This is a genomic window from Lactivibrio alcoholicus (assembly GCF_055390895.1).
Genome location: NZ_AP042471.1, coordinates 1,856,849 through 1,876,481, shown reverse-complemented (window position 1 = coordinate 1,876,481; position 19,633 = coordinate 1,856,849). Strand labels below are relative to the sequence as shown.

General features: G+C 62.1%; 13 protein-coding genes and 1 pseudogene. 3 read left to right on the top strand and 11 right to left on the bottom strand.

Translation table 11 applies throughout. The features are described from left to right. Positions 1-123: 123 nt before the first annotated feature. From ACZ5IU_RS08710 to ACZ5IU_RS08685, 6 genes are all read right to left on the bottom strand, one after another. Positions 124-1,731, bottom strand: a complete 1,608-nt coding sequence (locus ACZ5IU_RS08710) for an N-acyl-D-amino-acid deacylase family protein (protein ID WP_464416334.1) — start codon at positions 1,729-1,731, stop codon at positions 124-126. Positions 1,732-1,783: 52 nt separating this feature from the next. Beyond that, positions 1,784-3,118 carry a TRAP transporter large permease gene (locus ACZ5IU_RS08705; protein WP_464416332.1) on the bottom strand — a complete coding sequence of 445 codons (1,335 nt, stop codon included), beginning with the start codon at positions 3,116-3,118 and terminating at the stop codon, positions 1,784-1,786. Between the two features lies 1 nt (position 3,119). After that, the gene (locus ACZ5IU_RS08700) at positions 3,120-3,644 is read right to left on the bottom strand and encodes a TRAP transporter small permease (RefSeq protein ID WP_464416330.1); all 525 of its coding nucleotides are present in this window, start codon (positions 3,642-3,644) and stop codon (positions 3,120-3,122) included. Positions 3,645-3,714: 70 nt separating this feature from the next. Beyond that, positions 3,715-4,803 (bottom strand): TRAP transporter substrate-binding protein, encoded by a 1,089-nt coding sequence (locus ACZ5IU_RS08695; RefSeq protein WP_464416328.1) that lies wholly within the window; start codon positions 4,801-4,803, stop codon positions 3,715-3,717. 56 nt (positions 4,804-4,859) lie between these two features. Beyond that, positions 4,860-6,197 carry a hypothetical protein gene (locus tag ACZ5IU_RS08690; protein ID WP_464416326.1) on the bottom strand — a complete coding sequence of 446 codons (1,338 nt, stop codon included), beginning with the start codon at positions 6,195-6,197 and terminating at the stop codon, positions 4,860-4,862. Between the two features lie 161 nt (positions 6,198-6,358). Beyond that, positions 6,359-8,035 carry a glutamine--tRNA ligase/YqeY domain fusion protein gene (locus ACZ5IU_RS08685; protein ID WP_464416325.1) on the bottom strand — a complete coding sequence of 559 codons (1,677 nt, stop codon included), beginning with the start codon at positions 8,033-8,035 and terminating at the stop codon, positions 6,359-6,361. Between the two features lie 207 nt (positions 8,036-8,242). Between ACZ5IU_RS08685 and ACZ5IU_RS08680 the strand changes: the two are divergent. Next, positions 8,243-10,024 (top strand): annotated as a pseudogene (locus ACZ5IU_RS08680) (methyl-accepting chemotaxis protein); the annotation flags it as partial. A gap of 239 nt (positions 10,025-10,263) precedes the next feature. On the opposite strand, the gene phnW reads toward ACZ5IU_RS08680, so the two are convergent. The 5 genes from phnW to ACZ5IU_RS08655 form a co-directional block, all read right to left on the bottom strand. Further along, positions 10,264-11,388 carry a 2-aminoethylphosphonate--pyruvate transaminase gene (phnW, locus tag ACZ5IU_RS08675; RefSeq protein WP_464416323.1) on the bottom strand — a complete coding sequence of 375 codons (1,125 nt, stop codon included), beginning with the start codon at positions 11,386-11,388 and terminating at the stop codon, positions 10,264-10,266. 5 nt (positions 11,389-11,393) lie between these two features. After that, positions 11,394-12,179, bottom strand: a complete 786-nt coding sequence (phnX, locus tag ACZ5IU_RS08670) for a phosphonoacetaldehyde hydrolase (protein WP_464416321.1) — start codon at positions 12,177-12,179, stop codon at positions 11,394-11,396. Between the two features lie 13 nt (positions 12,180-12,192). Next, positions 12,193-13,881 (bottom strand): putative 2-aminoethylphosphonate ABC transporter permease subunit, encoded by a 1,689-nt coding sequence (locus ACZ5IU_RS08665; protein ID WP_464416319.1) that lies wholly within the window; start codon positions 13,879-13,881, stop codon positions 12,193-12,195. Between the two features lie 10 nt (positions 13,882-13,891). Next, positions 13,892-14,902 (bottom strand): ATP-binding cassette domain-containing protein, encoded by a 1,011-nt coding sequence (locus ACZ5IU_RS08660; RefSeq protein WP_464416317.1) that lies wholly within the window; start codon positions 14,900-14,902, stop codon positions 13,892-13,894. Positions 14,903-14,981: 79 nt separating this feature from the next. Continuing rightward, the gene (locus ACZ5IU_RS08655; protein ID WP_464416315.1) at positions 14,982-16,007 is read right to left on the bottom strand and encodes a putative 2-aminoethylphosphonate ABC transporter substrate-binding protein; all 1,026 of its coding nucleotides are present in this window, start codon (positions 16,005-16,007) and stop codon (positions 14,982-14,984) included. 275 nt (positions 16,008-16,282) lie between these two features. Between ACZ5IU_RS08655 and ACZ5IU_RS08650 the strand changes: the two genes are divergently transcribed. Further along, the gene (locus tag ACZ5IU_RS08650) at positions 16,283-17,416 is read left to right on the top strand and encodes an ABC transporter substrate-binding protein (protein ID WP_464416313.1); all 1,134 of its coding nucleotides are present in this window, start codon (positions 16,283-16,285) and stop codon (positions 17,414-17,416) included. Then, positions 17,350-19,605: an HD domain-containing phosphohydrolase gene (locus tag ACZ5IU_RS08645; protein ID WP_464416311.1), complete on the top strand. Its 2,256-nt coding sequence runs from the start codon at positions 17,350-17,352 to the stop codon at positions 19,603-19,605. Before ACZ5IU_RS08650 ends, ACZ5IU_RS08645 begins: the two co-directional genes overlap by 67 nt. The last annotated feature ends 28 nt before the right edge of the window (positions 19,606-19,633 follow it).

The window sequence follows — 19,633 nt, the reverse complement described above, 5'->3', positions numbered from 1 at the left end:
AATACGGGAGATGAGCGGTCGGAAGCGGGCGCGACGGCAGAGGCATTCCCGCAGCGGAGAAAAAAAGAAAGGGACCGGGCGAAAGATAGCCCCGGTCCCTTCAGTCTTCAGTTCTGCCCGGACCTACGCCCGCCGCAGGATCATCCCCGGCCGTTTGTCGGTGAGCCGCCCGTCGTCCACGACCACGACGCCGTTCACGACGACGGTCGGGATCCCTTCGGGGAAGTGGTGCGGATCGGTGAAGGTCGCCGTGTCGCGGATTCTTTCGGGATCGAAGACCGTGATGTCGGCCCGGAAGCCCTCGCGCAGCAGGCCGCGGTCGGGAAGGCCAAGGCGCGACGCCGGCATCGACGTGATCTTCCGGACGCCCTCCTGAAGCGTCATGAGCCTGCCGTCGAGGACGTAGCGGCGCAGGAAGCGCGGGAAGGTCCCGTACCCCCTGGGGTGCGGCTTGCCTCCGGCCGACGGCGTCGACGCCCACGAATCGGAGGCGACGCACGAAAGCGGGTGCGCGAGGACCGTCTTCACGTCCTCCTCGTCGATCGCGAACACGATCATCGTCGCGAGGCACTCGATGTCCGCGAGGAAGTCGAAGAGCCCGTCGAACCCCTCGCGGCCGGGATAGAGCGTGTCGACGATTTCCTTCAGGTGTTTCCCCTCGACGTCCGGACGCACGGCGCACCCGCTCACGAAGATGTTTTCGAGCCCCGCGCCCGCGATCCAGTTCTCCCACTGGCACCCCTTCCGGCGGATTTCGTCGGCCATCCGGAGGCGGTCCTCCGCGTTCCGAAGCCGCCGGACCGTTTCGGCCACGCCGCCCTCGTGCGCGAACGGGGGCAGGAGCGACGTCACGGTCGTCGAGGCGGCCGTGTACGGATAGGCGTCGCAACAGACGTCGACGCCCTGCGCTCGTGCCTCTTCCATCAGCCGGAGCGTGTGGCGGACCTTGCCCCAGTTCGGACGCCCGACGGCCTTGTGATGCGAGAGCTGCACCGGGACGTTCCACCGGCGGCCGATTTCGAGGGCCTCCGCGACGGATTCGGCGAGATAGTTTCCCTCGTTGCGGAGATGCGTCGCGTAGATCGCGCCGCGAGGCGCGAGTTCCCCCGCGAGTTCGAGGAGTTCGCGCTCTCCCGTGAAGCTTCCGGGCGGGTAGATCAGTCCGCTCGACAGGCCGAAGCATCCGTCGTCGAGCGCGTTTCGGAGCAGCTCGCGCATCCGGTCCATCTCGTCCGGGGTCGCTGCGGACGGCGAGAAGCCCTTCACGGCGATCCGGATCGTCCCTTGGCCGACGAAGAACGCGAGGTTCTGCGCCGTTCCGTTCAGTGCGATGGCCTCCATGTATTCGGCGTTCGTCCGCCAGCGCCAGTCGATCGCTTCCGAAGGCGGCACGAACGGCGCGAGATACCGGCGCGACAGGTCGATCGTCCGGTCGTCGAGCGGGGCCATGGACGCGCCGCAGTTGCCCGTCACCGACGTCGTGACGCCCTGCATGACGTAGCTGTCCACCGAAGGGTACGCGAGGACGCCGTTGTCCACGTGGTTGTGAATATCGATGAAGCCGGGACATATCGCCAGTCCCGACGCGTCGACGGTCCGCACGGCTTCGCCCTCTCCGATCCGGCCGACGCGCGCGATGCGTCCGTCCCGGACGCCGATATCGGTTCTCACAGCCGGGTTTCCCGTCCCGTCGAAAAGGAATCCGTTCCGTAACGCCAAGTCCATTTTCATACTTTCGCTCTCCTTGACCGCACGCATTCCCGTGCGGCGATATATCGCGTTCCTACCAGCTTCCGACAACTTCCGACCCGAGGACGAACGAGGGAAGCCAGCAGGACAGTGCGGGGACATAGGTCGTCAGCAGAAGTACCGGAATGCCGACGAAGACGAAGAATTTGAGGACGATCGTCGCGAGTTCCATGTACGAGCACCCTGAGAGACGCGTCCCCACGAACAGCGACATCGCGAACGGAGGCGTGATGACGCCGAGCCCGATGTTCAGGATGACGATGGATCCGAGATGCACGAGATTGACGCCAAGCTGTTGCATGAGCGGCAGGAACAGCGGAACCGCGAGCACGAGGATCGGCGTTCCGTCGATGAACATCCCGAGAACCAGCAACACGACGTTCATCGAGAGCAAAATCATCGCTTTCGTGTGGAACAGGCTCATCGCGTAGTTCGCGACCATCTGGGCGACGCCGATTTTGATGAGGTAGCGCCCGAAGACCGTCCCGGTGGCGATCAGAACGATGACGACACCGATCGACAGCACGGAGCTGTACAGCGCCCGGCGCGTCCCCTCGATCGTGAGCTCCCTGTAGACGAAAAATCCGACGATCAGGCAGTAGACGGCCGCGATCGCCCCTGCTTCGTTGGGCGTGCAGATGCCGCCGTAGATTCCGACCATGATCAGTGCGGGACACCCGAGGGCCGGAAGCGCCACCCACGTGGCGCTCCGGAGTTCCCGCATCGATTCGCCGAACGTCGCGGGTGTCGGAGGTGCCTCCCGGATAAGCTCCGGGTTCACGTATTTCGGACAGATGATGTAGTTCAGGATCGCATAGCCCCCGGCGATCAGGAGCCCCGGAATCACGGTCGCGAGGAACATCGCGGATACCGATTGCTGCGCGATGAGACAGTACAGCAGCGCCGGGACGCTCGGCGGGATCAGGTACCCGAGGAAGCAGCACGAACACAGGACAGCGGCCGTGTACCGCTTCTCGTACCCGTACCGCTCGAGCCGGGGCACGAGCAGCGGTATCAGCGCCGAGATGCACGGGATCGAGGATCCCGTGAGCGCGCCGAGGAAGAGCGTCGCGACGATCCCGACAGCCTCCATGCCGCCGCGCAGGCGTCCGACGAGTGCGTAGGAAAACCGCACGATCCTGTCGGCGAGCCCGGCCTCCGAAAGCAGGCTTCCCGCGAAGATGAAGAACGCGACGGCCGTCAGGACGTAGTTGTCGACGGCGTGAAAGAACGTCCCGGCAAGAAACGTCACCGGCGACCCGGTCGCGAGCAGCCCCGCGACGGAACTTCCGATGAAGAGCCAACAGAGCGGCATACCGACCGCCATGCCGACGAAGAGCGTCACGAGCGCTACGGTCGCTCCGCCCATCTCACTCGACCTCCTTCGCGGCGCCGGACTCCGACGCGGGGAATCCGAACTGCCTCGCGAGGCTCACCGCCGTATGCAGAATGCAGAGAACGAGCATGACGTAGCACGTCACGATCAGCCACGACGTATTGAACCACGGGACCATCGTCCCGTACGAGGGATACTTCATCGCCCGGACCGCGAACTGCAGCATTGGGCCGTGGAAGTATCCGAACGTCACGAGCGTCAGGATATAAATGAAAACCTTGTAGGCGCGCATCGCCCGCGGCCTGCCGGCGAAGAGCAGCTGACTCAGGATGTCCACCGACGTGTGCGCGTCGTCGCGCGTCGTGAACGCGATCGCGCAGAGCGCCATGAAAACGAATACGTACTGCGTGAAATCCCCGAGCCACATGACCTCGTAATGGATCAGATAGCGGTTGACGACGAGGGCCGTCGTCAGAAACGTGATTCCGAGAAGACCGATGTAGCACAGGGCGTTTTCGATCTTCTCGATTCCCCTGAGACACAGGGAAATAAACGTCACCCGAACCCCTCCTTTCCGAAAGGTGCGACCGGGGCGAGAAGATCGCGCCCCGGCGTCCCGTAAAACCGCGCTACTTCTTCGCACCCTTCGCGAGAACTTCCTTGTGGATCTTCTCGAGCTCCTCCGGGATCACCTTCACCATGTTCTGCCCCGGATAGCGTTTCTCGAGCCACTTGCCGCAGAGCTCCTGCCACATCGGCCCCATGTCCGACGCGGCCCGGAGGGCGTCGCGCTCCTCGGGGGTCAGCCACGTGATCGTAAAGTCCTTGCGTTCCTTGAGCTTCGCGATGAACGTCTGCTCCGCCTTCTGCTGGATGTCGAGAAGCTCCTTTTCCGTCTCGAGCGAAGCCTTCGTGACGGCCTGCTTGAGATCGTCGGGGAGTTTCTCCCAGAGTTCCTTGTTCATGACGACGTAAGTGCCGTCCCAGATGAAATTGAGATCGGAGAAGTGCTTGAGCACTTCGCAGTGCCGCTCCTCGACGAGTGAGGCCCACATCGTCCAGCAGCCGTCTACGACGCCCCTCGAAAGCGCGTTGTAGAGTTCTCCCCACGGGATCGTTTCGAGCGTGAGCCCCTTGCCTTTGCCCATGTTCGCGAGCGTCTTCACGCCGCCCGTCGACGCGGACACGCGGAGTTTCATGTTGGCGAAATCATCGGTCGTCCGGATCGGGCGCTTGTTGTTGCCCAGTCCGTAGGCGCCCTGGGAGCAGGCGAAGAGCAAGTGTCCCTCGACCTCGTCGAAGGCGTCCTTCATCACGCGGTAGAGGATGCCGTCCGGCTGGCGATAGGCCAGGCGCATCTCGTCCCAGTTCACGATGATCCAGGTCATGTTCGGAACGCAGCCGCCGGGGATCAGCGTCGGATAGGGCGAGAAGACGCCGATTTCGAGACTGCCTTCCTGCATCGCGTGGAAGCTCTCGTCGTGCGTGCCGAGCTGTCCGCTCGGGAAAAACTTGATTTCGATCCGGCCGCCCGAATATTCCTTCACGCGGTCGCAGAACTTCGTGAACGCCGCGTCGGTCAGCGGTCGGGTCCACGGCTGCGCGAAGCTCCACGCGTATTCCGCCGCGGACGCGGGCCTTCCGGCGGAAACGACCGCCGCGGACAGCGCGAGAACGCACGCGAGCGCGAAAAGCAAACAACTCTTTCTTCCCTTCATACGTCCGATCCCTCCTCGATCCAAACAAAAAACCGTCAAAAAAAGGAAAACGCGCGCTACACCCTGCTTCGCTCTTCCATATCTCCCCCCCATGGAATCCTGCTGCGGGAACGAATCTCTCCAACCTTTCCCGCCGCCCTGTAGAGGCGCTGCGGGCGCCCCCTCCCCGCGTGCGAAAGCAGGCCGCATTCGCTCACGAGGCACTCCCTGACCAGGGCGTTCATGACCTTCCGCGAACTCTTCGCCTGGATGCCGACGACCTTCGCGTACTCGGACGCCGTGAACTCGTCGTCGAAGCACATCAGCCCCTGAAGATAGCGGCAGAGCGTCGGCAGCGTAACGCCGAGACGCTCCGCAAGCGCGGCCATCTCCGGGTCATAGTAAAGGAACGGAAGCGAGGACTCCGCCGGCGCTCCGACGATGCGTCCCTTCTTTCCGTCGAACAGGTAACAGATGCCCTCACGGCCGCGCGCCATATCCGCCGCCTCGACCGCGTACTCCTCCGCGATCCGCAGGCTCGGTCCGACACCGAAGCCCGCCGTCACTGGAAATCCGCATTCGGACCTCAGCGCCGCGAGGGACGTCGCATCCGTCATATTCGACGTCCCGATGAGGAATTGCCCCATCGTCTCGATCGTCTGGAAGCTCAGGGAATCCCTCGGAATCGCGAGGATGCCGCGCTTCTTCGCGTACTCCATGAGACATGCGTTGAGCTTCAGCATCGCCTCTTCGTACTGTCGCCTGCCCGCGAAGACGCTCTCCGGACGAAAGACGCCCACGACGCTCAGGAGATGCGCGTTGCTCTGCCCGCGAACCTCGAGAATCAGGCGCTCGACGGCGTTCCGGATCGTCTGCCTCCCCGGCGATACGCGGTATGCCGGCAGGTTCCGGCGCAAAAGCGCGATGTGGACCGCCTCGACGCACGTGAGACAGATATCGACCTTCTTTTCGGCGAGCAGCCGCGTATGGAAGCTCGCGATGTCGTCAATGTCGATATGCGCGAAGTTACATGAATACGTGTAAATATCGCCAATATCGAGGGAACAGTCTTCCAGCCCCTCGCGGACCTCGTTTTCGCTCAGCGTGTCCACGCTCATGCGGACGCGTCCCCTGAGATGCTCCCGCGCGTTGAGGAGCGCGACGAGCAATCCCGTCGTCCGCAGCGGCAGGTAGGACCACGGAATCGTGCGCGGGACGGAGTCGAGACAGAGACAGTACGGAATGGAACCGCAGAAGAATATCGCGTCGAGGAAATTCTGGTGCTCGGCCACGAGGCCGCTCGCCTCGTGGGGCAGGACGTATTCGAGGGGAACGAAGGACGCATCGTCCAGATCGTGGACGACCGAGAGGATCTTTCGGAGGAGATTCGACGGACCGACGATTCCGACCTTCACGATTCTCACCATCCATGCGTCTATTTTGCGTATATTTAATGATATTCACTATAATCTGATTCGTTTCATGTGTCAATACGAGCACAAAAAAAGCCGGCCCCGAAGGGGCCAGCCCGATATGCCGTTCGCGCCGCAATCGGCGCGTTCTCGTTCCCGCGCCCCTATCCGCGCGCCTGAATCCTTGCCCACGCGTCCTTGAGCGCGACGGATCGGTTGAAGACGAGGCGCTCCGGCGTGGAATCCCGATCGACGCAGAAATATCCCTGCCGGAGGAACTGGAAGCTCTCGCCCTCCTTCGCGGACGCGAGCATCGGTTCGACGACGGCGTTCTCGCAGACCACGAGCGATTCGGGATTGAGATATTCGCGGTAGTCCCGCCCCTCTTCCATGTCCGCGAGGTTCCGCAACGTGAAAAGGACATCGTAGAGCCTCACTTCGGCGTGCACGCCGTGTCTCGCCGACACCCAGTGGAGCGTCCCCCTGACCTTTCGCCCTGCGGCGTCGCCGCTCTTCGTCGCGGGATCGTAGGTGCAGCGCAGCTCGACGACAGCACCGCTCGAGTCCTTGACGACCTCGTCGCATCGGACGACGTAGGCCCCCTTGAGACGGACCTCCGTGCCCGGAGAGAGCCGGAAGAATCCCTTCTTCGGAACTTCCATGAAGTCGTCCGACTCGATCCAGAGCTCGCGGCAGAACGGAACCTCGCGGCTGCCCGCGTTCGGATCCTCGGGGTTGTTCTCGACCTGCACCATCTCGACGCGATCTCCCGGCCAGTTCCCGATGACGAGCTTCAGCGGGCGCAGGACGGCCATCGCCCTCTGCGCCGCGGCGTTGAGTTCCTCTCGCAGACAGTGTTCGAGCAGTTCGATCTCCACCATGCTGTCGGCCTTCGCGACACCGATGAGTTCGCAGAAGCGCCGGACCGACGACGGCGTATAGCCCCGGCGCCGCAGTCCGCTGATCGTCGGCATCCGGGGGTCGTCCCACCCCGAGACGTATTTCTCGCGCACGAGCTGCAGCAGCTTGCGCTTGCTCATGACCGTATGGCTCAGGTTGAGGCGGGCGAATTCGTACTGGTGCGGCTTCGAGGGAGTGCTCACGTTGTCGATGAACCAGTCGTAGAGCGGGCGGTGGTCCTGGAATTCGAGCGTGCAGATCGAGTGCGTTACGCCCTCGATCGAATCTTCGTAGCCGTGCGCGAAGTCGTACATGGGGTAGATGCACCACTGCCAGCCCGTCCGGTGGTGGTCCGTGTTCAGGATCCTGTAGAGGACGGGGTCGCGCATGTTGATGTTCGAGTGCGCCATGTCGATCTTCGCGCGCAGGACGCGCGACCCGTCGGGAAATTCGGCGCAGCGCATCCGCTCGAACAGGTCGAGGTTCTCCCCGACCGTCCGGTCTCTCCAGGGGGAGTTCTTTCCGGGTTCGGTGAGCGTCCCGCGGTTGGCGCGGATCTCCTCGGCGCTCTGATCGTCGACGTAGGCCTTCCCCGCCTCGATGAGTTCGATCGCCCACCGGTAGAACCGGTCGAAATAATCCGAGGCGTAGCGAACCGCCCCGGCCCATCGGAAACCGAGCCAGGCGACGTCACGCTGGATCGCATCGACGTATTCCGTTTCTTCCTTCGCCGGGTTCGTGTCGTCGAAGCGAAGGTTGCACTCGCCGCCGAATTTTTCCGCAAGCCCGAAATTGATGCATATGGACTTCGCGTGCCCGATATGGAGGTATCCGTTCGGCTCCGGAGGAAAGCGGGTCACGACGGATGTCACCCTGCCCGCCTTGAGATCCTCCGTGATGATCTCTTCGAGGAAATTGAGTCCCCTGGTCGTCCCTTCCATAAAATGCGTCCGCCCCTTTCCTTCCGTTTCATACGGCATTATAGCGATGTGCGCCGAATACGGAAAGAACAACCTCATCGTGCCGAATCGTAACGTTCCCGTTCATTCGCGTACCCTCTTCCGTTACGCATCGTCCATAGACTTGGAGAACGGGTTCTCCATCGTCCCGCCCGCACTACACAAAGACGCTTCCGACGGAAAGAGGGAATGCCCATGCGAAATTCGACGACGATACGGACGCGACTGTCGCTTGCGACTGTCGGAGTGGTTCTCGCGGTGTGCCTGATGGCGGAACTGGCATACTTCAGGAGCACCGGTCTGATGCTGGATCAGGCCCGAAGGGACGAGGCGCTAGCGGCGCACATCGGGGCGGAAGCCGTCAGGAATTGGCTGCGCGGAATGGAAAACGTCCTTCTCACCGCATCGCGCAACATGTCCTTCATGATGGAAAATCTCGGGATCCTGCCGGGAACGACGGGAGACTACGTCAGGGATCTCTCGGAAAAAAGCGCTCCGGCAGGGTTTCTCGACGTTTCCCTGGCGCTCCCCGACGGACGATATCTCGACGGAAACGCGTGGATCCCGGACGTTTCTTTCGACGTCAGGAACACAGAGTGGTATCGCGAAGCGACCGGACGCGGGAAACCCGTCCTTACCGCACCATACAGGGACGAAAAAAGCGGGGAAACCGTCGTGACGCTGGCCGTTCCCGTGGTATCCCTGTACGACGGAAAAAGAATCTTCGGCGTCTTCACGGGAGACATTTCCCTGAAAGAGATCTCGGCGGTCATCGCGAAGCAACGGCAGGGTTCGGACGGACACATGCTGATTCTGGACGAATCGGGAATGGTCCTCGGTGCCGACGATCCGGCCGCGTCCGGACGACGAATCGCGGACGAAACCGGAGGACTTTCCCCGAAAACGAAGGCATTCCTCGGCGCCGTTCTCTCCGGAGACAAGGGGCACGATGCGTTCTTCATCCACTCCGAAGCGCTCCCGTACGGCCTCCGTGCCGTAACGGCCACTTCGCGGGAGGGCGTTCTCGCTCCCGTGAGACGTTTCGGGGCGGAACAGCTTGCGATCGCCTGCACCGTTGTTCTCGCGATCGGCGTCGCGCTCCTGAAACTGCGCCGCGATATTTCGAAACCGATAGATACGCTCGAAGGAATCTCGAAGCGGGTCGTCGCCGGAGACCTGACGGTTCGCGCGGAGAGCGGCGACCGCGACGAGATCGCGCGCGTCGGGCAAGCCATGAACGACATGATCGAGCGGGAACGTTCGCTCCTGCTCCGGCTCAGATCCGACGGAACCGCTCTGTCGCGGCAGTCGGAAGCGCTCGATTCCGTGACGGAAACTATAGAGGATGTCCTTGTGCGGATCAGGAACGAATGCCGCGACCTGCACGGCAAAATGCAGGATACGAGACACTCTCTCGAAGAAGCTCTCAAGGATGCGGCATCGGTCGCCGAAGAAGCGGCGATCGTCGCCTCAGGCTCCGGGATGGCGAGGACTGCTGCGGAGGAAATGGAGGCCGGGATACTCGAGGCACGCGGGATCGAGGCATCCGCCATGGAATCCGTGCGAAGCATGGCCGCCGGGTTCGCCAGGATGGACGACACCGTATCGTGCATGGAAAGCGGCGTTCGCGAAATCGGCGGCATCGTCCGGATGATTTCGGATATCGCCGATCAGACCGACCTTCTGGCACTCAACGCCGCAATCGAGGCAGCGAGGGCCGGCACGGCCGGGAGAGGTTTCGCCGTCGTGTCCGACGAGGTTCGGCGTCTCGCGGCGCAGAGTCGCGAAGCCGTATCGCAGGCGAAGAATCTCGCTGGGGTCGTCCTCGAAAGCATCGGCGAAATCGCCAGGGCATCGCGTTCCGGCAAGGCGTTGGGAGAGACGGGCCTCGAGAATCTCGAAGCGATGAATGCCGTATCCGGTAGCGTCCGACTCGCCGCGTCCGTCGTGAGCGAGCGCGTCGACGGGACGGTCCGGATCGCGGAAGAGCAGATGAGAACCTGCCATGCCGTCGGGGACAGCGTTTCGGTCGTCCTGAACCGGGCTTCGGAAGCGGAGGATTCCGCAGCATCGATAGAACGCGTTCTTGACGACGTCGCGCATCTCCTCGACATTCTGCGCTCCGCATCCGCCCACCTTCGGGAGCTCATCAGCGATCATAAGGGCGAAATGGACGGATATGTGCTCGACGCCGAAAAATCAGGGGACCATCACCCGGACGGACACATTCCCGTAGACGCGACGGCTTCGAGCAGCTCACGGATGTCGTCAGGACGGATATCGCCGATGCTGCCCACGCGGAAGCTCTCCACGCGCGCCACCTTGCCGGGATAGAGGACGAATCCGCACGCCTTCACGCGCGAATGGAAGGTCTCGAAGTCGAAGCCTGCGTGCGGATAGCGAAACGTCGTGATCACGGGAGATTGATGTTCGGGCGGCACGATCGATTCGAAACCGAGGCTCCGCATTCCTCCGGCGAGCACGCGCTGGTTTTCCGAGTACCGGCGGAACCTCGCTTCGACGCCGCCTTCCGCGTCGAGTTCGTCGAGCGCCTGCAGGAACGCGTTCACGACGTGCGTCGGAGAGGTGAAACGCCATTTTCCGCCGCCGTCTTCCATCTGCCGGTATTGCGAATACAGGTCGAGCGACACGGACCGGGCCCGTCCCCCGCACGCCTCGAGGATATTCCTTCGGGCGACCGCGAACGCGAACCCCGGAACACCCTGGATGCACTTGTTCGAACTCGAGAGAAGGACGTCCACGCCAAGATCCGAGACGTCGAGCGGAACACCGCAGAAACTGCTCATCGCATCGAGAACGAAAATCCGCTCTCCCTCTTCCTTCACGACCTCCGCAATGGGAGCGACCTCGTTCAGGATGCCGGATGTCGTCTCGCAGTGGACCATCGCCACGTGCGTGACTTCGGGGTGCTCCCCGAGCGCGCGGGCGACCGCTCCGGGAGTCGGGACTTCGGTTTCCCCGAAGGAAAGGACGAGGAACGGCATATCGAGGACACGGGCAATCTCCGCCATCCGGCGTCCGTATGCGCCGTTCTCGATGACGAGAAGCTTTCCGCCCCGGGGAACGAACGTCCCCATGGCCGCCTCGACGACGTACGTTCCGCTGCCCTGCAGGAGAACGGAGGTATAGGTCATGTCGTCATGCGTGGCGAGTTTCACGAGCCTGCGTCGTATCTCTTCGACGCGCCCGTTGTAGTCGCGGTCCCATGTGCACATGTCCTTCATCATCGCGAACCGGACGCCCGGAGTCGTCGTCAACGGCCCCGGCGTCAACAGAAGATACTCGTTCCCGCTTTCCTTCCGTCTCGACCACACGCTCATCATTCCCCCTCGATCCGATCGATCAATCCGGGCAGCTCGGCCATACTCCCGATAACGTAATCGGCCCCGGCCTCGAAAAACCGTCTTCGAACGCGCTCGACGCGTTCGCTGAACGACGCGCTCGAAAAGGCGTCCGCTTCTTCGCGGGAGAGCCCCATCTCGTTCGATCCGATCACGACGCCGACCGAAATCATCCCCGCGTTTTTTCCTTCGGAAATATCGGCGATCGTATCTCCGACTTTCACCATATCGGACATCGGGTAGACGCCGAGTTCGATCGCGTTGCGATAGCACATGAACGGCGCGGGACGCCCCAAGGAGACGTCGTCCGGCGTTACCAGCGCGTCAGGCGAGTATCCCCTCTCCGCGGCGAGAGGGGCGAGGACATCCATCATTCGTCGCGTATATCCGGTCGTCGATCCGATACGGATTCCGCGGCCACGCAGATTCAAGACGGCCTCTCTCACTCCTTCGATCGGATCGGCGTGGTTTCTGAGGATCGACAACAACGCCGGTTCGAACGCCGTGTAGAGACGTTCGACATCCGCCTCCGTCCAGGCAGTCCCGAAGCGGGTGCGCCAGAACCTCGACACCCGCCTCTGCCGGAGTATTTCCCGAAGGTGGTCCTTCTTGGGAAGTCCCATCGGCAAACGCGCTTCCTCCCGAAAGACGGGGATCCCCTCGTCCGCGAATAGCCTCAGGAAAACGTCCACTGGAGCGAGGCTTCCGAAATCCACCGTCGTGCCCGCCCAGTCGAAGATCACGCACGCGATCTTTCGCGTCATGTATTTTCCCCCTTTATCGAAGTGTTCCCGACCCTTCGCTTCCGAGCCAGGCCGATGCGCGCCGTTTCAACCGTCGCGTCCCGAGGTCGCAGAGCGCACGGACGGCGAGATTGGCGCCGATGATGACGACGCTCATCGCCGCGGCGGAGGCGATATCCCCCGCGTCTTCCATATTCACGACGGCAATCGAGGCCGGTCTGATCCGGGGCGAGTACAGAAAGACGAGCGCCGAAACGGTCGTCATCGAATTGACGAAGAAGAATTGCGCGATCTCGACGATAGCGGGAAGCGACATCGGCGCCGTCACGCGCAGGAACGTCGTCGTCCGTCCGACACGAAGGCTTTCCGAGACTTCCTCGAACTCCGGCGCGAGTTTCTTCAGCGCCGCGACCGACGTCACATACGGAACCGAGAAAAAATGCGAGATGTTTGCGGCGACAAGAAGCGCCATGGTTTGGTACATACCGTTCAGGGGATTCGCGCGCGCATTGAAGAAAAGAATGTACGACAGACCGATGACGAGTCCCGGCAACGCGAGGGGAACAAACGCAGACAGCCTCGCCATGCGGGAAAAGGTGCGCGGCGGAGAACATTTTTCGACGAGATAGGCATGGCAGAAAGTGAACGCCGTCCCCGCCAAAGCCGTAAGCAACGACATCCGAAGACTCGTCCACAGCGGGGCGAAGCCTTCGCCTCCTGCCGTCGCGCCAAACCGGAAGTTCCCGAACGTCGGCGCGAGATCGTACGGCCAGAAGGTCGCGAACGACGCAACGAGAACCGCTCCCTGCAGCAGCAGGATTGCTCCCGCAACGCATATGCAGATTACGAGGAAGGAAGCGTCGATCGCCGGACGGCTCGTGATCCGCAGCGGGACGCAACGCGACTGTATCGTTCCTCCCGCGCGACGCGACGCAAGGCGGTCTCCCGCAAACGCCAGAAAGGCCGGGACAAGCAACACGATCCCGACAACCGCCCCCATCGAGAGATTTTGCTGCCCGACGACCTGTTTGTAGATATCCGTCGCAAGGACCGAGTAATTTCCACCGACGACTTTCGGGGCGCCGAAATCGGTGAACGCGAGCGAAAAACACGCGAAGAACGCGCTGACAAGTCCGAATCTGGCGCCGGGGAGCGTCACGCTGAGGAACGTCCCGAACGGGGTAGCGCCAAGCATCGTCGCGGCCTCGTACTGACGCATGTCCGCGTTCCGAAGCGACACCGAGAGAATCATGAAGGCCTGGGGGAAGACGTACGCAAGTTCCGAGATCGTGATCCCGACCGGACCGTACAGCTGTACGTCGAGACCGAGCGACGTGAGCATCCCCTTGCGCCCGATCAGATAGACGAGGCCGATCCCATGCATCATCGTCGGGGAAAAAAGCGGCAACAGGGCGATGTATCTGAATACCCCCCTCAACGGAAGGGGCGTCCGTTCGACGCCGTATGCGTAGGCGAACCCCGACAGTACCGCCAGAACGGCCGAGAGAGAGGACACGAAAAGGCTGTGCGCGAACGAGACGGAAAGATGCGGCGATGCGATGTACTCCCGGAAGTTGCGAAGTCCCGCGAAATTCCCCGCCCGATCCTGAAAAGCCCGTACGAGGAGCGATGCGAGCGGGGCGAGCACGAACAGGAACATGACGGCGACGAACGCCGCGAGAACGACGTGTTCGATCCGGAACGTTCGTCTCCTCGCCGTCACCGTCTTCTCCTCAGGAAAGCCGCAGAGCCGGAATGACCCGCGAGTCGGGGATGCGGACGTAGACGTCCTGTCCGATGCGAAAACCATGCGCCGCAAAGTCGCGCGCGGGAATGTCCGAGAGAATGCTGCTTCCCTCGCTGTCGAGCAGGAGACGCCAGAAGGCTCCCCTGTATTCCATCGATTCGACCACGGCGCGGAGCGAATCGAACGACGGACCGGTCTCGACCGCGACGTCCTCTGGGCGAATGGCGATGCGTCCGCTCGGATGACGTCCGAGGGAAATGAAGTTCACCGATCCCACGAAGTCCGCCACGAACGACGTTGTGGGGCGCTCGTAGATTTCCTGCGGCGTCCCCGTCTGCTCCACGCGGGCGCGGTTCATCACGACGATCCTGTCGGACATCGTGAGCGCCTCTTCCTGGTCGTGCGTCACCATGATCGCCGTGATCCCAAGGGAGCGGACGATCCCCGTGATTTCGCGGCGCAGGAGAGTGCGTACCTTCGCGTCGAGGGCCGAGAGCGGTTCGTCGAGCAACAACAGGTCGGGCGACAGGACAAGAGCGCGGGCGAGCGCCACCCGCTGCTGCTGTCCGCCGGAAAGCTGCGCCGGATAGGAATCGCGGCAATCGGAGAGATGCACGGTCCGAAGCATTCCGAGGACGATGCGCTGCGTGCCGCGACATGACAGGCCGCGGTTTTTCAGTCCGTAGGCGACGTTTTCGTAGGCCGTCAGATTCGGAAAGAGTGCATACGACTGGAAGACGATCCCGAAATTCCGCCCCGACGGACGAAGACTCGTAATGTCATTCCCGTTCAGCGCGATGACGCCCTCGTCGGGCGTTTCCAGCCCCGCGACGACACGCAGGAGAGTCGTCTTGCCGCACCCCGAAGGCCCGAGGATGCAGACGAACTCTCCCCTTTCGACGGAGACGCTCACGCGGTCGAGCGCCTTCCTGTCACCGAACCTCTTCGATAGATCGCATACATCGAGATACGCCATGGGATACTCCTTTCCGGACATTCGAGACCGCTCCGGCATACGGATGACGGCCGAAGCGGTCTCTCCGCCGGGAGGTGGGGGAAGCGGAAGACGGACGACGCTATTTCGTCACTGACGAGCCTTCGAATTTCGCGCTCCAGGTCTTCAGGATCCTGTCGCGGTTTTTCGCCGCCCAGAGAAGATCGTTTTTCGCGACAAGCTGACTCACGGGATCCTTCGAATACCCTTCCGGCAATCCCGTACCGGAAAGCCTTACAGCCGTGATCGGATAGTTCTTCGCATATTCCTTCATGATTTCATCGCCGATCGCCCAGTCGAGGAATGCCTTCGCGTCGGCCTTCACGGACGTTTTTTTCACAAGCGCGTTCGCTTCGACTTCCCAGCCGGAACCTTCCCGCGGGAAGATCACGTCGACCGGAGCTCCCTTCTTTTTCTGCGACAGTCCCGCATATCCGAACGATACGCCGACGGTGCATTCGCCCGAAGCTGCGAGTTTCGCCGGCTTCGACCCGGAATGCGTATAGAACGCGATCTGTCCATTGAGTTTTTCGAGATAGCTCCACCCTTTTTCCTCGCCCATGAGTTGCAGAATCGCGGAAACCGTCAGGAATCCCGTCCCCGAAGACGCCGGGTTCGGCATAACGATCTTCCTCTTCAGCTCCGGTTTGAGAAGGTCTTCGAATCCGCGGATTTCGGGAAGCTTCTCCTTTTCGGCCTCGATCCTGTTCACGACGATCGCGGTCTCCCACACATCGATGCCTACCCAGAGCGGAGGATTCGCGCCGTCGCGGAAGGATGGGATCACGCGATCGAGCCCCGCCGGCGCATACGGTTCGAGCATCCCGAGATCGGCCATCACGAGCATGCTCGTCGCGGCCGTTCCCCATACGACGTCGGCTACGGGATTATCCTTTTCCGCCAGCAGCTTCGCCGTGATGATGCCGGTCGAATCCCTCACCACGTTGACCGTGATATCCGGACGCCGTAGAGCGAAGACTTTGAGATAGTCGCCGACCTGCTCGTTTTCGAGGGCGGTGTAGACGGTAATTTCTCCCGCCGTCGCCGTTCGGGAGCCAAGGCACAGGGCAGACAGCGTGAGGATGAGCGCAAGAACGGGTCGTTTCATGAACGGACACTCTCCTTCTGCGTGATCTTGTGTGTCTTTATTCAACTCTTCCTGCGTAACCGAAGTGCGAACGCCACGTATCGCGAACGTTCCGGAAAAGGCACGCCGCGGATGTCGCCGAATACGACGGTCCGGAATTCCGTTACGTGACGGGAACCATTTGAATCTTTTACACGAAGATGACACGCCGACAGAATAATGTGTGGTAGAATTTCCTTACAAAGTAGTCGTTATTATTTTCTATTCAGATTCATAGGCTCGGGGGCGGCTGCCGCGTGCGGAAAATTCCGAGGTATTTCCTTGTCGCCGCAGTGTGTATAGCAGGTCTCTTCCTCCTCGTCACGGGGCGCGGTCCGAACGTCGTTCCGGTTGCGCTTTTTTTCGAGGAGGCTGATCTGTCTTCGTCGGTCGTCTCGAGACAAAGCCTCCAGGCCGTCGTCCTCGCGATGGAGTTCTTCAACTCCCGATCTTCCTCCCACGTTTTCGCTCCGATTCCCTTTTCAGGCATCGATATGGAAACATCAATGCAGCTCGCCGCCCACCAAAGCGCCGTCGCCGTCGTGGGCGGCATCAATACGAGCTTCGCGTCGCTTCTCGCCGACGCCGCGCGCCGCGCGAACCTGCCGACGATCTGTCTCGCTCCGGGAGACTACCTCGCGCGATCCGACGACTTCGTCTTCCGGTCCCGTCCCGACAGCGGCGGCAAGGAGTTGGGCCGGGCGGCGAAACGCATGGGAATCCGCTCCTATACGGCTGTCGTCAGCGGCTTCAATGTCCGGTACGTCAAGGACTTCATCCGGGACTTCGAGTCCGGGGCGGAAATGCCTCCGAAGCGGACGGTCGTCTTCAAAGGCGCACTCGACAGACATATCGCCGATTTCGGAAGCGAGGACGCGTCTTCCGACGCCGTGCTGCTCGTGCTGCCCGACTGGCTCGCAGGAATCGCCGCACGGACAGTCAACGCCCAGGCTCCCCGGATGGCGATCTTCGCGTCGAACTGGGCGATTTCGCACCGTACGGCGCAGCTCGCCAATACTGTCGGCGACCGTCTGATCATCGCAGCGACAACGCACAGGCAATGGGACTCCGACGAGAACGAATTCCTCCGGTTCGTCGAGGACACGTATGGCCGGAGGCTGACGCCGATCACGCTCTCCACGGGATACGACACCGTCGCCATGCTGGATGCGGCGGTCCGGGACGCGAAATCGAACGCGCCGCGGGACATTTCCGCGGCGCTGAAACGCCTGAAAAACGTCCCGACTGTCGGCAGCGTCGTCCCGGTCGACGTCAACGGCGACATGCAGCAGCCCGTATCGCTTTTCTCGCTGAGCGACCGGGCGTGGAAACGGCTCTCCGGGACGGCTGGAGCGCCGCCGCGGAAAGAGTTCGCACGGGGGCTGCGATGAAGCGCCGGACGTTTTCCATACGCAGCATCTTTTCCATAATGATCGCAATATTTCTCTCCGTCGTTCTCGCGCAGGCGGGGCTCTCGATGTATTTCCACATCGTCGGCAGGCTCGATGCCGCGAAGGATCGGGCAGAGACCTTCCAGAAGACCGTCGCCGTCCTGCTGCGGAAGCAGGTGGAGGCAGCGGAGGAGATCGTCCGGACCGTCACCGTCGGAAAGGCTCCCATACAGGATGCGGGCGGCTCCGTTCTCGTGATCGCACTCCTGGACGGAAACAGCATTCAGCTTTCCATCAAGGGATGGCTTCCGAACGGACTCGAGCTGCCGCCGGATATCCTGACCCCGGAATGGACGGCGACCGACCTTCTCGACGCCTACGGCCGGAATCTCCTGGTTCGGGTGACCAAAATCAGGGGGCTCCGCGTTTTCGCCGCCATCAGCCCGGATATGCGGGACTTCGAGGAGTTCGCGAATCAGACCTTTCTCCCCGTCATCTTCGACTCGCAGGGGCACATTCTCTGGATGGGCGGCGAAAATCAGGAATCCCCGCTTCGCGCCCACTTCCGCGCCCGGGGGTTCGTCGCCCGCAGGAAGATCCCCGACAACGTCTGGACGATCTTTCCATCCCACCAGGGTTCGCGAATCGTCGTCAGACAGTCCTCGATCGCGTACGGCCTTTCGCTGTCCGTCATATACCCGCTGAAGGATCTTCTCGTCCCCGCGGTTCTCGGCGCCCTCTGGCAGTCCTCGATCGCCCTTCTGAGCCTCGCGGTCATCGTTCTCTTCTGGTTTCTCTGGCGGCGCGGAATCTACTCGAGCATCGCGGAAATCGCATCGCTCGCCGACGAGATGCGGACGCGGCTTTCGGACATCGGAGGAAAGGATCTCCAGGGGGCGAGCGAGGCGCTTTCGATGCTGGCTTCGAAGTTTTCCACCATACGCAGGACGTTCGTCCGTGAGATCGACACCTTCGTCCAGGATCTCTACGGCCTCTTCCACGTCATCTCGCGCCAGCAGGAGGAAATCGCGTCCTTCAACGAAGAGACGGAGGCGATGAACCAGGAACTCGAAGAGACGAACAACCAGCTCCTGCTGCGGGAGTCGGTGTGGGAACGGACGCTCGACATCTCCCGGATCTTCGTCGCCAATGCGGACATCCTGAGCGGCATCCGCGTGACGCTTTCGGCGATCCGCGAGGACATCGGCGCGTTCGGGGTCCTCGTATCATCCGTCGAGGACGATCTGTTCCGTCTCGTGGCATCGAGCGGCTACGACAACCAGCTCCTGAACTTCTCCATCAGGAAGGACGGGATCGTCGCGTCGCAGAGCATCGAGACGCGTCAGCCGGTGTGGGTCTCCGACATCTCGACGAATCCCACGGCGCATCCCGTGCATCCGAAGGTCAGGAGCGAACTTTTGATCCCGCTCTTCCAGGCCGGCGAAGAGGAGGGGGTCCTCGAGGTCGCCTTCGATTCCCCGATGCGGGAGGACCCGTTCCTGATCGAGACGCTGATGCCGGTCGCGGCCTACCTCGGCGGCCTGATCCACGGCGAGAAGATGCGCCGCGAGGTCAAGGGCTCCTACGGGTACCTCGCCGAGAAGCTCCAGTTCGTGACGAGCATCTATCACGACGAGACGGCGGCCCACATCTCGCGGATCGGGGAGTACTGCCGACTGCTCGCGTGGGCGATCGGGCGGGACGTGACGGAGCAGGAGGACATCGCGCTCTTCGCGCGGCTCCACGATATCGGAAAGCTCAAGGTACCGACCGAGATCCTCTCGAAACCAGGTCCCCTCACCTCCGAAGAGTTCAAGGTGATCACGAACCATCCCGTCTGGGGAGCGGAGATCATCGGGAACGCATCGTGGCTCTCGATGGCTCGGAACATCTGCCTGACGCACCACGAAAAATGGGACGGGAGCGGATACCCCTCCGGACTCAGGGGCGACGAGATCCCCTGGGAGGGACAGGTCGCCGCGATCGCGGATATCTACGACGCGCTGCGGTCGTACCGGACCTACAAGCCGCCTCTGTCGCACGAACGCGTGGTCGGGATCATCACGAAGGGCGACGGACGCGTCCGTCCGGAGCATTTCAATCCGGAGCTTCTGAGGGCGTTCGATCTCGTCGAGGATCGCTTCCCCGACATCTTCCTGCGACACAACGACCCCGACGAAGTCCCATAGGCGTCACGCTTCCGGCGTCGGAGGAGGC

Bases quoted from the DNA above. Each gene is read 5' to 3' on its own strand.
- ACZ5IU_RS08710 (WP_464416334.1), bottom strand. From the start codon at position 1,731: ATGAAAATGGACTTGGCGTTACGGAACGGATTCCTTTTCGACGGGACG.
- ACZ5IU_RS08705 (WP_464416332.1), bottom strand. From the start codon at position 3,118: ATGGGCGGAGCGACCGTAGCGCTCGTGACGCTCTTCGTCGGCATGGCG.
- ACZ5IU_RS08695 (WP_464416328.1), bottom strand. From the start codon at position 4,803: ATGAAGGGAAGAAAGAGTTGTTTGCTTTTCGCGCTCGCGTGCGTTCTC.
- ACZ5IU_RS08685 (WP_464416325.1), bottom strand. From the start codon at position 8,035: ATGGAAGGGACGACCAGGGGACTCAATTTCCTCGAAGAGATCATCACG.
- phnX (WP_464416321.1), bottom strand. From the start codon at position 12,179: ATGACGCGAAAGATCGCGTGCGTGATCTTCGACTGGGCGGGCACGACG.
- ACZ5IU_RS08660 (WP_464416317.1), bottom strand. From the start codon at position 14,902: ATGTCCGGAAAGGAGTATCCCATGGCGTATCTCGATGTATGCGATCTA.
- ACZ5IU_RS08655 (WP_464416315.1), bottom strand. From the start codon at position 16,007: ATGAAACGACCCGTTCTTGCGCTCATCCTCACGCTGTCTGCCCTGTGC.